We start from the raw sequence: 14789 nt of genomic DNA, 5'->3' as shown, positions 1-14789 counted from the left end.
GACGCCGGGGCGGGGTACCCGTTCGAGACCCGGCCGAGACTCACTCGTAAGGGAACCGGGGGCAACCGTTTCCCCTGGCCGTACGTCAAGTTGGACGGAGGGACAGAAGGATGTCCCATCATCGCGGCGTACAGCCTCCTGGCGTACAAACCGCACCCGCCCGGTTGCCCCACCCTTTCGTACCACCCATAGACTGAACGTCCAGCAGGTGGCTACACGCTCGAAAGGCGCTCACGTGTCCATCGGCAACTCCCCCGAAGACGACCGGACGTTCCCGTCAGACGACCGGGAACCGATCGGCCGTACCCTTCAGCAGGCCCGCATCGCCGCCGGCCTCAGCGTCGAAGAGGTCAGCGCCTCCACCCGTGTCCGGATCCCGATCGTGCACGGCATCGAGGAGGACGACTTCTCGCGCTGCGGCGGCGACGTCTACGCGCGCGGTCACATCCGTACGCTGGCGCGTGCCGTCGGACTCGATCCGGCGCCCCTGATCGAGCGGTACGACGCCGAGCACGGTGGCCGTCCCGCGCCCACCCCCGCCGCCCCGCTCTTCGAGGCGGAACGTATCCGCCCCGAGCCGAGGCGGCCCAACTGGACCGCGGCCATGGTCGCGGCGATCGTCGCCGTCGTCGGCTTCGTCGGCTTCACCATGTTCGACGGCGCCGACGAGCCGAAGGGGAGCACGGCCGCCGAGGGCGGTCCGGCGCCCGCCCCGGAGAAGGCGACCTCCGCCGCCAAGCCCAAGCCGGTGAAGCCCGCCCCGAAGCCCACCGAGAGCGCCATCGCGGCCGTCCCCGCCGACAAGGTCACCCTCAAGCTCACCGCCGACGGCAAGAGCTGGATCTCGGCCAAGGCGTCCGACGGCAAGATGCTCTTCGACGGCTTCCTCCAGGAGGGCGACACCAAGACCTTCCAGGACGACGAGCAGGTCGACCTCGTCCTCGGCAACGCCGGCGCGATCGAGCTGTACGTGAACGGCAAGAAGGTCTCGGAGAAGTTCGAGGACGGCCAGGTGGAGCGGCTCAGCTACACCAAGGGCGACCCCGAGGCCGGCTGATCCCGGGCGTCCGGACGTGACCTCCGTCGTCGTCCGGATGTGACCTCCGTCGTTGTCCGGGTGTGACCTCCGTCGCGCAGGTGAACCCTGAGCGACGGGGTCACGTCCGGGACGAAGTAGTCTTGAGTCCATGCCCGAACGCCGTACCGTCGCCCTTGTCACTCTCGGCTGCGCCCGTAACGAGGTGGACTCGGAGGAGCTCGCAGGCCGCTTGGCAGCGGACGGCTGGGAGCTCGTCGAGAACGCCGAAGAAGCGGACGTCGCCGTCGTCAACACCTGCGGCTTCGTCGAAGCTGCCAAGAAGGACTCCGTCGACGCCCTGCTCGAAGCCAATGATCTGAAGGACCACGGCAAGACCCAGGCCGTCGTCGCCGTCGGCTGCATGGCCGAGCGCTACGGCAAGGAGCTGGCCGAGGCCCTCCCCGAGGCCGACGGCGTGCTCGGCTTCGACGACTACGCGGACATCTCCAACCGCCTCCAGACCATCCTCAGCGGCGGCAGTGTCGAGGCGCACACCCCGCGTGACCGCCGCAAGCTCCTCCCGCTCTCCCCGGTCGACCGCCAGCAGGCCGCCGCCGAGGTGGCGCTGCCCGGCCACGGAGCCGCCGAGGAGCCCGCCTCCGCTCCCGAGAACGTCCCTGGTGACCTGCCCGAGGGCATCGCGCCCGCCTCCGGCCCCCGCGCGCCGCTGCGCCGACGGCTCGACCGCAGCCCCGTCGCCTCCGTGAAGCTGGCCTCCGGCTGCGACCGCCGCTGCTCCTTCTGCGCCATCCCGTCCTTCCGCGGCAGCTTCGTCTCCCGCCGTCCCTCGGACGTGCTCAACGAGACGCGCTGGCTCGCCGAGCAGGGCGTCAAGGAGATCATGCTGGTCTCCGAGAACAACACCTCGTACGGCAAGGACCTCGGCGACATCCGCCTCCTGGAGAGCCTGCTGCCCGAGCTCGCCGCCGTCGACGGCATCGAGCGCGTCCGGGTCAGCTACCTCCAGCCGGCCGAGATGCGCCCCGGCCTGATCGACGTGCTCACCGGCACCGACAAGGTCGCGCCCTACTTCGACCTGTCGTTCCAGCACAGCGCCCCGGACGTGCTGCGCGCCATGCGCCGCTTCGGCGACACCGACCGCTTCCTCGACCTGCTCGCGACGATCCGCGAGAAGGCCCCGACGGCCGGCGCCCGCTCCAACTTCATCGTCGGCTTCCCCGGCGAGACCGAGGCCGACTTCGCCGAGCTGGAACGCTTCATCACCCACGCCCGGCTCGACGCCATCGGCGTCTTCGGCTACTCCGACGAGGACGGCACCGAGGCCGCCACGTACGAGAACAAGCTCGACCAGGAGGTCGTGGACGCGCGTCTCGCCCACCTGTCCCGGCTCGCCGAGGAGCTCACCGCGCAGCGCGCCGAGGAGCGGATCGGGGAGACGCTGGAGGTGCTGGTGGAGTCCGAGGACGAGGAGGACGGCTGGATCGGCCGCGCCGCCCACCAGGCTCCCGAGACGGACGGGCAGGTGCTGCTCGTCGACGGGGGTGGCGCGGGCCTGGACCTGGCCCCGGGCCGTATGGTCAGGGCGAAGGTCGTGGGCACCGAGGGCGTCGACCTCGTGGCGGAGTACGTCGAGGAGGTGGGCAGATGACCGGAGTCCCGGCATCCGCGACGGACGGGACCGGAAGGCCCGCGCCCCGCGGCAAGCTGGGCGCGGCGGCCGTGAACCCCGTGAGTCTGTGGAACATCGCCAACATCCTCACCATGATCCGGCTCGTCCTCGTGCCGGGCTTCGTGGTGCTGCTGCTCCAGGACGGCGGGCACGACCCGGTCTGGCGGGCCTGGGCGTGGGCGGCGTTCGCCGTGGCCATGATCACGGACGTCTTCGACGGACATCTGGCCCGTACGTACAACCTGGTCACCGACTTCGGGAAGATCGCGGACCCGATCGCCGACAAGGCGATCATGGCCGCCGGACTGGTCTGTCTGTCGGCGCTGGGCGACCTGCCCTGGTGGGTGACGGCCGTGATCCTGGCGCGCGAGCTGGGGATCACGCTGATGCGGTTCTGGGTGATCCGGCACGGGGTGATCCCGGCCAGCCGCGGCGGCAAGATGAAGACGCTCGCCCAGGGCACGGCGGTCGGCATGTACGTGCTGATGCTGACTGGCCCGCTGGCGACGCTGCGCTTCTGGGTGATGACGGTGGCGGTCGTGCTGACCGTCGTCACCGGTCTGGATTATGTGCGACAGGCGGTCGTCCTCCGGCGCCGCGGACTGGCGGCCGAGCGGGCCTCCGCGCGCGCGGAGGCGTCGGCGCGATGAGCGGGGCGGCCGCGCGGGTCCTCGCGCTGCTCGCGCAGCGGGGCGGGACGCTGGCCGTCGCCGAGTCGCTGACCGGGGGGCTCGTCGCCGCGGAGCTGACCGGGGTGCCGGGGGCGTCCCGCAGCTTCCTCGGCTCGGTGACGGCGTACGCGACCCCGCTCAAGCACGCGCTGCTGGGGGTGGACGCCGGCCTGCTGAGCGAGCGCGGCGCGGTGGATCCCGAGGTCGCGGTGCAGATGGCACGGGGGGTACGGGACCGGCTGGGCGCCGACTGGGGGATGGCGACCACGGGTGTCGCGGGGCCCGATCCGCAGGACGGGCAGCCGGTCGGCACCGTCTACGTGGCGGTCGCCGGACCTGCCACGACAGGCGCGGCGGCCGGGAAAGTGGTCTCGTTGAGATTGAACGGCGACCGCGCGGAAATCCGTAGAGAGAGCGTGCGGAGCGTGCTCGAACTGCTCCAGGCGGAACTCTCGGAAAATGCGCGGGCACAGGATACGGAACAGAACGGGGGGAATTGATGTTTGCAGCCCAGAGAGAACACGACATCGCTCCCCGCACGGCCGCGGCGCGAGGCGGTACGGTGGGGCGTGAAGGATGCGGCTACGCGGTCCGAGGAGGGAGCCACCGATGATCCTGCTCCGTCGCCTGCTGGGTGACGTGCTGCGTCGGCAGCGCCAGCGCCAGGGCCGTACTCTGCGCGAAGTCTCCTCGTCCGCCCGAGTCTCGCTCGGCTATCTCTCCGAGGTGGAGCGGGGGCAGAAGGAGGCTTCCTCCGAACTGCTCTCCGCGATCTGCGACGCGCTGGACGTACGGATGTCCGAGCTCATGCGCGAAGTGAGTGACGAACTGTCGCTCGCCGAACTGGCCGAGTCGGCGGCGTCGAGCGAACCGGTGCCGGCACCGGTCCGTCCGATGCTCAATTCGGTGTCGGTGACGTCGGTGGCCGGTGTGCCCACCGAGCGGGTGACCATCAAGGCGCCCGCGGAGGCCGTGGACGTCGTCGCCGCCTGAAACCGAACGGGACCGAGCCCCGGTCGGCGCCCCTCACGGGGTGTCGGCCGGGGCTTCGTCATGACGGTCCGTAGTGTGGTGCCTTTTGTTTGAGATGTCGGATTCCGGACAGGCGTGCCATGGTGGGGGATACGTACGACTGGTTGGAGATTCCGTATGTCTGTCGTGAAGAGCTCGCTGTCCGACGCCGACCTCAAGACGGTCGGTGAGGCCCTCCAGGGCGCGCTGGTCGACCTCGTCGACCTGGCGCTGGTCGCCAAGCAGGTGCACTGGAACGTCGTCGGGCCGCGCTTCCGCTCCGTCCACCTCCAGCTCGACGAGGTGGTGGACACCGCTCGGACGCACTCCGACACGGTGGCCGAGCGTGCCTCGGCGATCGGGGTGAACCCCGACGGACGCGCGGCGACGGTGGCCTCCACCAGTGCGATCGGCACCGTGCCCGAGGGCTGGATCAAGGACGTGGAGGCCGTGGAGATCCTGGTGGCCTCGCTCGGCGCCGTCATCACCCGGATGCGGGAACGGATCGCGGCCACCGAACAGCCCGACCCCGTCAGCCAGGACATCCTCATCGGCCTCACCGCCGACCTCGAAAAGCACTCGTGGATGTTCCAGGCGGAGACCGCCTAGGGCGGCCGGGGTGGTGCGAGGTGCGGTGCGCGGGGGCGTCCGCCGGATCGTGCGCGGGGTGCGCGCCGGGGCTGATCCCGGTGCGCCCTCCCGCCGGGTGATCCTGCCGGTCTAGCGTCGGGCGCAGGAGGCGGCCATGGTACGGCGACGGGTTCCGCTGGTGACGCTCACGCTGATCGCGGTCGGGCTGGTGGTCGGGGGGCTCTGGTGGTGGGCGGTGCTGCGTCTGCTGCTGGTTCCGGGCGAGTCCGGTGCGGTCGAGGGGGCGGTGGCGGCCGGCGGGTGGGGGCTGAGCCTGTTGCCGGTGCACGTGGCTGCCTCCTCCCGGCCCGCGCGTCTCCTCACGGCCTCGCGTCTCACCACGGCATGGCGACGCCGCCGTTCGGGCGCAGGATCTGGCCCGTCGTGAACGAGGAGGCGTCGCAGGCGAGGTGGAGGATCGCGTGGGCGACGTCCTCGGGCTCGCCGACCCGCCGCAGCGGGGAGTGACGGACCATCGCCGCCTCGGCCCGCTCCTGGGCGGCCGGTTCGTGACGGTCCGTCAGGGGTGTGCGTATCCAGCCGGGGGCGACCGCGTCGACCCGGATGCCGTACGGGCCCGCCTCGACGGCGAGCGTCTTGGTGAGCTGCACGACGGCGGCCGTCGCGACGCTGTGGCAGAGCAGGCCGGGGCTCGCGCCCGGCTCGTCGCGGTCCGCCAGGTGCAGGGTCGCGCCCGCCCGGGCGAGGAGGACGGCGCCGGCGCGGCCGATGCCGCTCGCGGCGCCCGTCACGAACGCGGTGCGGCCGGTGAGGTCGTACGCCGAGGGGCTTATGAGGGGCCGTACGACCGTATCTGACGGGTCGTCAATTGCTGTTCGGGCGGGGATTCGTGGAGGTTTCCTCCGGGTCGCGCTGGCAGGACGGGCACCAGTACGTGACCCGGTCGCCCAGCTCCGCCTTGCGGATCGCGGCGCCGCAGCGCAGACACGGGCGGCCCTTGCGGCCGTAGACGTACAGCGGGGTGCCGGGGCGGCGGCTCGTCGTGGTGCGCCGTTCCGGGCGGTCCTTGTTCTCCTCCAGCAGCCGGTGCGCGGTCGCCACCAGGCGGGGCGGGACGTCCGGCGCCAGCTCGCCGACCGGCAGCCAGGGGCTGACGGCCGCCAGGAACGCCAGCTCCGACTTGTACACGTTCCCGATGCCGGCGAGGTTCCGCTGGTCGAGCAGGGCCTCGCCGAGCATGCGGGACGGATCCCCGAGCAGCCGCCGGACAGCCTCCTCCGGGTCCCAGTCCGGGCCGAGCAGGTCGGGGCCCAGATGCCCCACCACCCCCGGCTCGTCGGCGGTCCGGATCAGCTCCAGCACCGGCAGGCGGTAGCCGTACGCGGTGTACGCCTCGTTCCCGAGCACGGCGCGGATCTGGTGCCCCGGGCCGCCGCGCGGGCGCTCCCCGGTGGCGTACACCTTCCAGGCACCGTCCATCCGCAGGTGCGAGTGGAGGGTGAGGCCGCCGTCGATCCGGGTCAGCAGGTGCTTGCCGCGCGGGGTGACGTCCAGGACCGCGCGGCCGGTGAGGTCCGCGGTCGCGAACCGGGGCACCCGCAGGTCCGAGCGGGTCAGCACCCGCCCGGCCAGCGCCTCGTGCAGCCGGCGGGCGGCCAGCCAGACGGTGTCTCCTTCGGGCACGCGCGCTCCTCCCCGCGGGTCACGGTCTGAGCCGCAGGCCTCGCGGGCCCGCGACGAATCCGGCGGTCTCCAGCGGGCGGGCCAGCGGGGACGTCAGGGCCGTCGCGCCGTTGATCCGCTCCACCGTGACCGTACCCAGCGCGCCCGCGCGCGCGGACTCGGCGAGGGCTCCGGCCGCCGCCGTCAGCGCCGGGTCGTCCGGCTCCGCCGGCCAGCACAGCAGCGACTTGCCGCCCCGCTCCACGTACAGCGTCAGATCGCCGTCGACCAGCACCACCAGCGCGCCCGCCTTGCGGCCCGGCTTGTGCCCGGCGCCGTCCGGCGGCTCCGGCCACGACAGCGCCGCCCCGTACGCGTTCGCCGGATCGGCCGCCGCCAGCACCACCGCGCGCGGACCCGCGCCCGCCTCCGCGCCCCGGTCCCGGGCGGTCGCCGCCGCCCGCAGCCGGTCCACGGCCCCGTCCATCGCGAACTGGGCCGCTCCCAGTCCCTCCACCACATAGCCCCGCCGGGCCTGCCCGCTGTCCTCGAAGGCCGACAGGATCCGGTAGACCGCCGAGAAGCCGCCCTCGACGCCCTCGGCGGCCACCGCGCCGCGGGTCACCACCCCGTGCCGGTCCAGGAGGGTGCGGGCCAGGGCGTGGGCCCGGTGCGTCGGCTCCGGCTCCGCGGGCGGCAGCAGCGCCCAGCGGCCCGAGACAGTCGGCGGGCCCGAGCGCGAGGCCGGGCGGCTGGTGCCCAGGGCCCCGAACCGTCCGCGCGGCACGGTGCGGCGGGCCCGGTGGGCGGTCGACCCGGCGGTGCGGCCCGAGCCGAGCAGGGCGCGCAGGGGCGCCACGGTGTCGTTGGTGAGCCGGCCCGACCAGGCCAGGTCCCACAGGGCGTCCGCGAGCTGCGGGTCCGTGGCGTCCGGATGGGTGGTGATCCGGACCTGGTCGGCGATCTGCCGGAAGAACAGGCCGTACCCGCCGGACAGGGCCGCCAGCACCGACTCGTGGAGCGCGGTCAGCTCCAGCGGGTGCGGCGGCGGCAGCAGCAGCGGGGCCGCGTCCGCCAGATAGAGCGACACCCAGCCGTCCTTGCCGGGCAGCGCGCCGGCCCCGGCCCAGACGACCTCGCCGGTCGTGGTCAGCTCGTCCAGCATCGCCGGGGAGTAGTCCCGGACCCGGGACGGCAGGACCAGCTTCTCCAGCGCCGACGCCGGCACCGGCGCGCCCTGCAGCTGCTCCACCGCCCGGGCCAGGCCGTCGATGCCGCGCAGACTGCTGCCCCCGAGGTGCTGCCACTGCGGCAGGAAGGTGCCCAGAGCCGCCGGCGGCACCGGCTCCAGCTCGTGCCGCAGCGCCGCCAGCGAGCGGCGGCGCAGTCGGCGCAGCACGGCCGCGTCGCACCACTCCTGGCCGATCCCCGACGGGTGGAACTCGCCCTGCACGACCCGGCCGGCGGCGGCCAGCCGCTGGAGCGCGCCGTCCGTGACCGCGGCACCCAGGCCGAAACGGGCCGCCGCCTGCGAGGAGGTGAAGGGGCCGTGGGTGCGGGCGTACCGCGCGAGGAGGTCGCCGAGCGGGTCCTTTACCGGCTCCGTGAACGCCTCCGGCACGCCGACCGGCAGCGCCGTGCCGAGCGCGTCCCGCAGCCGGCCCGCGTCCTCGACCGCCGCCCAGTGCTCCGTGCCCGCGATCCGCACCGCGATCGCGCGGCGGGACCGGGCCAGCTCGCGCGCCCAGTCCGCGTCGGCGCCGCGCGCGGCCAGCTCCTCGTCGGTCAGCGGGCCGAGGACCCGCAGCAGGTCCGCGACGCCCTCCCGGTCCTTGATCCGCCGCTCCTCGGTGAGCCACTGGAGCTCCCGCTCCAGCTCCGTCAGCACCTCCGGGTCCAGCAGCTCCCGCAGCTCGGCCTGGCCGAGCAGCTCCGCCAACAGCCGGGAGTCCAGGGACAGTGCCGCCGCCCGCCGCTCGGCGAGCGGGGAGTCGCCCTCGTACAGGAACTGGGCCACGTAGCCGAAGAGCAGCGAGCGGGCGAAGGGGGACGGCTCGGGGGTGGTGACCTCGACGAGACGGACCCGGCGGGCCTCGATGTCGCCCATCAGCTCGGTCAGGCCGGGGACGTCGAAGACGTCCTGGAGGCATTCGCGGACGGCCTCCAGGACGATCGGGAAGGAGCCGAACTCGCTCGCCACCTGGAGCAGCTGCGAGGCCCGCTGCCGCTGCTGCCAGAGCGGGGTCCGCTTCCCCGGGTTCCGCTTCGGCAGCAGCAGGGCCCGGGCGGCGCACTCGCGGAACCGGGACGCGAACAGCGCGGAGCCGCCCACCTGGTCGGTGACGATCTGCGCGACCTCGCCCCGGTCGAAGACGGCGTCCGCGGCGCCGACCGGCGCCTGGTCCGCGTCGTACGCCGTGTCCTGGTGCCGGCTCGGGTCGACCGGCTCGTGGTCCAGCAGGTCGAGCCCCATGTCGAGGCCCATCAGATCGGCGTCCGGCAGCCGCAGCACGATCCCGTCGTCCGCGTGCATCACCTGCGCGTCCATGCCGTACCGCTCGGAGAGCCGGGCACCCAGCGCCAGCGCCCACGGCGCGTGCACCTGCGCGCCGAACGGGGAGTGGATCACGACCCGCCAGTCGCCCAGCTCGTCGCGGAACCGCTCCACCAGGATGGTGCGGTCGTCCGGCACGTGGCCGCACGCCTCCCGCTGCTCCTTCAGATACGCCAGGACGTTGTCCGCCGCCCAGCCGTCCAGGCCCGCCGTGAGGAGCCGCAGCCGGGCGTCCTCCTCGCCGAGCCCGCCCAGCTCGCGCAGGAACGCGCCGACCGCCCTGCCCAGCTCCAGCGGGCGCCCCAGCTGGTCGCCCTTCCAGAACGGCAGCCGGCCCGGCACGCCCGGCGCCGGGGTCACCAGGACCCGGTCACGTGTGATGTCCTCGATCCGCCAGGACGTGGTGCCCAGCGTGAAGACGTCGCCGACCCGCGACTCGTACACCATCTCCTCGTCGAGCTCGCCGACCCGGCCGCCGCCCTTCTTCGGGTCGGACCCGGCCAGGAACACCCCGAACAGGCCCCGGTCCGGGATCGTGCCGCCCGACGTGACCGCGAGCCGCTGCGCGCCCGGCCGGCCGGTGACCGTGCCCGCGACCCGGTCCCACACCACGCGCGGGCGCAGCTCGGCGAAGGCGTCCGAGGGGTAGCGGCCGGCGAGCATGTCCAGCACGCCGGTGAAGGCCGACTCGGGGAGCGAGGCGAAGGGCGCGGCCCGGCGCACCACCGTCAGCAGGTCGTCCACCTGCCAGGTGTCGAGGGCGACCATCGCGACCAGCTGCTGCGCCAGCACGTCCAGCGGATTGGCCGGGATCCGCAGCGACTCGATGGCCCCGGACCGCATGCGCTCGGTGACCACGGCGGCCTGCACCAGGTCGCCGCGGTACTTCGGGAAGACCACGCCGGTGGACACCGCGCCGACCTGGTGCCCCGCGCGGCCCACGCGCTGGAGCCCGGAGGCCACGGACGGCGGGGACTCGACCTGGACCACCAGGTCGACGGCGCCCATGTCGATGCCGAGCTCCAGACTGGAGGTGGCGACCACGGCGGGCAGCCGCCCCGCCTTCAGGTCCTCCTCGACCTGGGCGCGCTGCTCCTTGGACACCGAGCCGTGGTGGGCGCGGGCGAGCAGCGGCGGCGCGCCCTGCGCCGCACCCGACTGGGCCATGATCTCGGCGGGCGGGGCGCCCTCCGGCACGGGTTCGCCGGTGGCCCGTTCGTAGGCGATCTCGTTCAGGCGGTTGCAGAGCCGCTCGGCGAGGCGCCGGGAGTTGGCGAACACGATGGTGGAGCGGTGGGCCTGGACGAGGTCCGCGATCCGCTCCTCCACGTGGGGCCAGATCGACGGCTTGTCCCCGCCCTCCTTGCCCTCCGAGGCGGGGGAGCCGCCCAGTTCGCCCATGTCCTCCACCGGCACGACGACGGAGAGGTCGAACTCCTTGCCCGACGGCGGCTGCACGATCTCCACCTGGCGGCCGGGGGAGAGGAAGCGGGCGACCTCGTCGACCGGGCGGACCGTGGCCGACAGGCCGATCCGGCGCGCGGGACGGGGCAGCAGCTCGTCCAGCCGCTCCAGGGTGAGGGCGAGGTGCGCGCCGCGTTTGGTGCCGGCGACCGCGTGGACCTCGTCCAGGATGACCGTCTCCACTCCGGCCAGCGCTTCCCGGGTGGCCGAGGTCAGCATCAGGAACAGCGACTCGGGGGTGGTGATCAGGATGTCCGGCGGCCGGGTGGCGAGCGCGCGCCGCTCGGCCGCCGGGGTGTCGCCGGAGCGGATGCCGACCCGCACGTCCGGCTCGGGCAGCCCGAGCCGGACGGACTCCTGGCGGATGCCGGTCAGCGGCGAGCGGAGGTTCCGCTCCACGTCGACCGCGAGCGCCTTCAGCGGCGACACGTACAGCACCCGGCAGCGCTTCTTGGGATCGGCGGGCGCGGGCGAGGACGCCAGCCGGTCCAGCGAGGCGAGGAACGCGGCCAGCGTCTTGCCCGAGCCGGTCGGTGCCACCACGAGCACGTCGGAGCCCGCGCCGATGGCCCGCCAGGCGCCCTCCTGGGCGGCGGTGGGCGCGGTGAACGCCCCGGTGAACCACCCGCGGGTGGCCGGGGAGAAGTCTTCGAGCGCGGACGTGACCATGCCCCCCATCGTGCACCCCGCCACCGACAACCGCCGCGACCTGTGGACAACCCGGCCCGGCCGGTGCTCACCCTCACCCCCACGAGTGGACCCGCTCTCGCGGCCCGGACCTGGGCGGACGCAGAATGGAGGCATGACGAGGGGCGAACGGGCACGGTACTGGCAGTACGCCGAGCTGCCGGGAGTCGACCTGCTGCACGCCCGCTACATCGAGAAGGCCTTCTCCCGGCACACCCACGAGACCTTCGTCTACGCCGCGATCACCGAGGGTGTCGAGGCGTTCCACTACAAGGACGACCTCGTGCACGCCGGACCGGGGCAGATAGCCCTGGTGAACCCGGACACCCCGCACACCGGTCACGCGGGCGTCCCGGAGGGCTGGACCTACCGCACGATCTACCCGGACGCGGAACTCGTCCGGTCCATCGCCGCCGACGTGCTCACCGTCCGCGGCCCGGTCGGCTTCACCCAGCCCGTCGTCGACGACCCGTACGCCGCCCAGCTCGTCGTCGGCGTCCACCGGGCCGCCGAGGAGGGCAACGCGCTGGCCGCCGACAGCCTGCTGCGCCTGGTCACGGCGCGGATGCTGCGCAGCCACGGCGGCCGGCTCCGCCCGCTGGCGCCGCGGAGCGCGGGGGCCAGGGACGCGGCGCGGGCCCGTGCCGTCCTGGAGGAGCGGATGGCCGAGCCGCCGACCCTGGAACGGCTCGCCGCGGACCTCGGCACCAGCCCGTTCGCCCTGCTGCGGGCCTTCCGCGCCGCGTACGGCATGCCGCCGCACACCTGGCTCACCGACGCGCGGGTCCGCCGGGCCCGGCGGCTGCTGGACGCCGGCACGTCGCCCGCCGAGGCCGCCGTCGCCGTCGGCTTCACGGACCAGCCGCACCTGAACCGGCACTTCACGCGGAGCGTCGGCGTCCCGCCCGGCGCCTACCAGCGCGCCCGCGGGCTGCGGCGCAAGAACGTACAAGACGCGCCGCCGGCCGCTCCGTAACGTCGGCGGCGTGGCAGAACAGACAGCACACCCCGCCACGCGGGACATACGTGACAACCCGCCCGCCGGTAAGGCCGGGCCCGCCGCCGGGAAGCCCGACGCGGCCGTGGTCAGGGACGCCCTCGGCGTCGGCGTCGCCGTCGGGCTCTCCGGCTTCGCCTTCGGCGTGACCTCGGCGGGCGCCGGACTCACCCTCCTCCAGACCTGCGCGCTCAGCCTCCTCGTCTTCACCGGCGCCTCGCAGTTCGCCCTCGTCGGCGCCCTCGCCGGCGGCGGGAACCCGTTCACGGCCGCCGCCGGGGCCTTCTTCCTCGGCACCCGCAACGCCTTCTACGGACTGCGTCTCTCCCAGCTCCTCGCCCTGCCGAGGCTCGCGAAGCCGTTCGCCGCGCAGTGGGTCATCGACGAGACCACCGCCGTCGCCCTCGCGCAGCCGGACCGCAGGTCCGCCCGGATCGGGTTCACCGTCACCGGGCTCACCCTCTACGTCCTGTGGAACCTCACCACCCTGCTCGGGGCACTCGGCGCCGAGGCCATCGGCGACACCGCCGCCTGGGGACTCGACGCCGCCGGGCCGGCCGTCTTCCTCGCCCTGCTCGCCCCGATGCTGACCTCCGCGACCGAGCGGGCCACCGCCGGGGTCGCCGTCGTCCTCGGCCTCGGCCTGCTGCCCGTGCTGCCGGCCGGCGTCCCCGTGCTCGTCGCGGCGCTCGCCGCCCCCACCGTCCTCTGGTTCCAGGGCCGCCGGGCCCGCAAGACCACCGCACCGGACGAGGAGACCACCCGATGAACGCCCTGAACGGCACCCAGGTCTGGATCGCGATCGGCCTCACCGTCGCCGGCTGCTACCTGGTCAAGCTCACCGGCCTGCTCGTGCCCGCCCAGACCCTGGAGCGGCCCCTCGTCCAGCGGCTCGCCGCACTGCTTCCCGTCGCCCTGCTGGCGGCGCTCACCGCCCAGCAGACCTTCGGCACCGGCACCGACCTCGTGCTGGACGCCCGGGCCGCCGGCGTCGGCGCCGCCGCGCTCGCGCTGGTGCTGCGCGCGCCGTTCCTGGTCGTGGTCGGCGCCGCCGTCGCCGTGACCGCGGGCGTACGGGCCCTGGGCGGCTGAACCGCCCCCCTCGCCGGACGGCCGGGCCGGGCCCCACGCGCGCGCGTGGCCCGGTCAGGCGTCCAGCGGGCGTCCGTACGCGCGCAGCGTGCGCAGGGCCTCGATCGTGACGATCGGCCGCGACTCCAGGGCAGAGCCCGGCGCCCAGGCCCGCCACCGGATCGGCCAGCCCCCGTCCTCGGCCTGCTCCGCCGCGAGGAAGTCCAGCGAGCGGGACAGCTCCTCGTCGGTGAACCAGCCCCGGGCCAGCGAGTCCGGCACGCGCGCGTAGTCGTGCGGATAGTGGTGCTCGCCCGGCGCGTACCCGTCCGCCACCGGGAAGTCCTCCGGCCGGTCCGGGTCCAGGACCGCGAGCCGCTGCTCGCGCACCAGCCGCCCGAGCCGGTCGGCCGCCGCCTCGGCCCGCGGCCGGTCCGGCGCCGAGTCGAGGAAGGCCACCGCGGCCTGCACCTCGTACGGATGCGACTTCTCCAGCGACTCCACCGCCGCCCAGCAGAACTCGGTCGCCCGGAACAGCCAGGCGTGCCAGACCTGGTTGCGGTGGAGGGTCCCCACCACCGGGCCCGTGGAGAGCAGCTCCCCGGGCGGGTCGTCCACGACCGGCACGAACGGCGCCGACGGATAGCCGCGCTGCGAGGGGTGGATCGCCGGCAGCGCCCCCTCGTGCGTGGACACCGCCGTCAGATAGCGGCAGATCCGCTCCACCCGCAGCCCGCCGCAGCGCCCGATCGAGTCGAGGACCCGCAGCGCGTGGGCGGTGTGCAGCGGCTGGCTCACCGGGCCCCGCAGATCCGGTTCGAGCCCGTGGCCGTAACCGCCGTCCTCGTCGAGGTACGCGGTCAGGGCCGCCTCCACCGGATCCGCGCCGCCGCGCAGGAAGTGGTAGGCGAAACGGCGCTGTTCCAGCACCCGGGCCGTCAGCCAGACGAACCGCTCGGCGCGGGCGAGTGGCGACCCGGGAGCCGCCGGAGGGGAGATCGGGGAGGAGAGGGGTTTTTCGGCCATGCTCCGACCGTAGGGCGGAACGGCCCGCTGGCAAGCCCCGGCGGACGGGCTGCACTCTTGGGAGCGGGATACTGGAGTCATGCGGTTGACGATTTTCTGGGAGCGGATGGCCGACCACTTCGGCTCCGCGTACGCGGACTCCTTCGCGCGCGACCACGTGCTGTCCGAACTGGGCGGCCGGACCGTCCACGAGGCGCTGGACGCCGGCTGGGAGGCGAAGGACGTGTGGCGGGCGGTCTGCGCCGCCATGGACGTGCCCGCCGAGAAGCGCTGAGCCACGGGGCGGCGGCGATCCGCCGGGACCGGGGCGGAACGTCCGACGGGTGCGCGAGACTGGCGGGGTGGCC

At 74.0% G+C, this 14789-nt stretch carries 15 protein-coding genes; 11 read left to right on the top strand and 4 right to left on the bottom strand.

From position 1 onward, the window contains the following. Window positions 1-235: 235 nt before the first annotated feature. The 7 genes from ACFVQZ_RS12045 to ACFVQZ_RS12015 all read left to right on the top strand — a co-directional run bounded on the left by ACFVQZ_RS12045 (window position 236) and on the right by ACFVQZ_RS12015 (window position 5408). Window positions 236-1057 carry a helix-turn-helix domain-containing protein gene (locus tag ACFVQZ_RS12045; RefSeq protein ID WP_030495032.1) on the top strand — a complete coding sequence of 274 codons (822 nt, stop codon included), beginning with the start codon at window positions 236-238 and terminating at the stop codon, window positions 1055-1057. 130 nt (window positions 1058-1187) lie between these two features. Continuing rightward, complete coding sequence (gene rimO, locus ACFVQZ_RS12040; protein WP_030495033.1) at window positions 1188-2687, top strand: 30S ribosomal protein S12 methylthiotransferase RimO; 1500 nt, start codon at window positions 1188-1190, stop codon at window positions 2685-2687. Beyond that, window positions 2684-3358 carry a CDP-diacylglycerol--glycerol-3-phosphate 3-phosphatidyltransferase gene (pgsA, locus tag ACFVQZ_RS12035; RefSeq protein WP_383621353.1) on the top strand — a complete coding sequence of 225 codons (675 nt, stop codon included), beginning with the start codon at window positions 2684-2686 and terminating at the stop codon, window positions 3356-3358. Before rimO ends, pgsA begins: the two co-directional genes overlap by 4 nt. Continuing rightward, window positions 3355-3879, top strand: coding sequence for a CinA family protein (locus ACFVQZ_RS12030; RefSeq protein ID WP_030495035.1), 525 nt, complete (start codon window positions 3355-3357; stop codon window positions 3877-3879). The genes pgsA and ACFVQZ_RS12030 overlap by 4 nt, the downstream gene beginning before the upstream one ends. 109 nt (window positions 3880-3988) lie before the next feature. Then, a complete protein-coding gene (locus ACFVQZ_RS12025; protein WP_030495036.1) occupies window positions 3989-4372 on the top strand; it encodes a helix-turn-helix domain-containing protein in 384 nt (127 codons plus the stop codon). Between the two features lie 156 nt (window positions 4373-4528). Continuing rightward, window positions 4529-4999: a DNA starvation/stationary phase protection protein gene (locus tag ACFVQZ_RS12020; protein ID WP_030495037.1), complete on the top strand. Its 471-nt coding sequence runs from the start codon at window positions 4529-4531 to the stop codon at window positions 4997-4999. Between the two features lie 136 nt (window positions 5000-5135). Beyond that, entirely contained in the window at window positions 5136-5408 is a 273-nt protein-coding gene (locus tag ACFVQZ_RS12015) for a hypothetical protein (protein WP_383621351.1), read from the top strand. Here ACFVQZ_RS12015 and ACFVQZ_RS12010 read toward each other — a convergent pair. Genes ACFVQZ_RS12010 through ACFVQZ_RS12000 form a run of 3 tightly spaced genes read right to left on the bottom strand, consistent with a single transcriptional unit; the run spans window position 5356 to window position 11330 of the window. After that, window positions 5356-5814, bottom strand: coding sequence for an SDR family NAD(P)-dependent oxidoreductase (locus ACFVQZ_RS12010; protein WP_383621375.1), 459 nt, complete (start codon window positions 5812-5814; stop codon window positions 5356-5358). The two genes, ACFVQZ_RS12015 and ACFVQZ_RS12010, sit on opposite strands and share 53 nt — an antisense overlap. Window positions 5815-5845: 31 nt before the next feature. Beyond that, a complete protein-coding gene (locus tag ACFVQZ_RS12005; RefSeq protein WP_383621349.1) occupies window positions 5846-6664 on the bottom strand; it encodes a DNA-formamidopyrimidine glycosylase family protein in 819 nt (272 codons plus the stop codon). Between the two features lie 19 nt (window positions 6665-6683). After that, on the bottom strand, window positions 6684-11330 hold the full coding sequence (locus tag ACFVQZ_RS12000; RefSeq protein WP_383621347.1) for a DEAD/DEAH box helicase: 4647 nt from the start codon (window positions 11328-11330) through the stop codon (window positions 6684-6686). A 133-nt stretch (window positions 11331-11463) separates the two neighbouring features. On the opposite strand from ACFVQZ_RS12000, the gene ACFVQZ_RS11995 reads away from it, so the two are divergent. From ACFVQZ_RS11995 to ACFVQZ_RS11985, 3 genes are read left to right on the top strand one after another with little or no spacing between them, the layout of a single operon-like run. After that, entirely contained in the window at window positions 11464-12324 is an 861-nt protein-coding gene (locus tag ACFVQZ_RS11995; protein WP_036414894.1) for an AraC family transcriptional regulator, read from the top strand. Window positions 12325-12334: 10 nt separating this feature from the next. Further along, window positions 12335-13114 carry an AzlC family ABC transporter permease gene (locus tag ACFVQZ_RS11990; protein ID WP_383621345.1) on the top strand — a complete coding sequence of 260 codons (780 nt, stop codon included), beginning with the start codon at window positions 12335-12337 and terminating at the stop codon, window positions 13112-13114. Beyond that, window positions 13111-13437: an AzlD domain-containing protein gene (locus ACFVQZ_RS11985; protein ID WP_030495043.1), complete on the top strand. Its 327-nt coding sequence runs from the start codon at window positions 13111-13113 to the stop codon at window positions 13435-13437. The genes ACFVQZ_RS11990 and ACFVQZ_RS11985 overlap by 4 nt, the downstream gene beginning before the upstream one ends. Before the next feature lie 54 nt (window positions 13438-13491). Here the strand turns inward: ACFVQZ_RS11985 and ACFVQZ_RS11980 are convergent, their stop codons facing one another. Next, window positions 13492-14442, bottom strand: a complete 951-nt coding sequence (locus ACFVQZ_RS11980) for a hypothetical protein (protein ID WP_383621343.1) — start codon at window positions 14440-14442, stop codon at window positions 13492-13494. Window positions 14443-14521: 79 nt separating this feature from the next. Between ACFVQZ_RS11980 and ACFVQZ_RS11975 the strand changes: the two genes are divergently transcribed. Beyond that, window positions 14522-14716 carry a DUF3046 domain-containing protein gene (locus tag ACFVQZ_RS11975; RefSeq protein WP_383621341.1) on the top strand — a complete coding sequence of 65 codons (195 nt, stop codon included), beginning with the start codon at window positions 14522-14524 and terminating at the stop codon, window positions 14714-14716. The last annotated feature ends 73 nt before the right edge of the window (window positions 14717-14789 follow it).

Source organism: Streptomyces sp. NPDC057854 (assembly GCF_042797055.1).
Taxonomy (GTDB): Bacteria; Actinomycetota; Actinomycetes; order Streptomycetales; family Streptomycetaceae; genus Streptomyces.
Note: the sequence above shows the minus strand (reverse complement) of the source record. Positions and strands in the feature narration are given on the sequence as shown.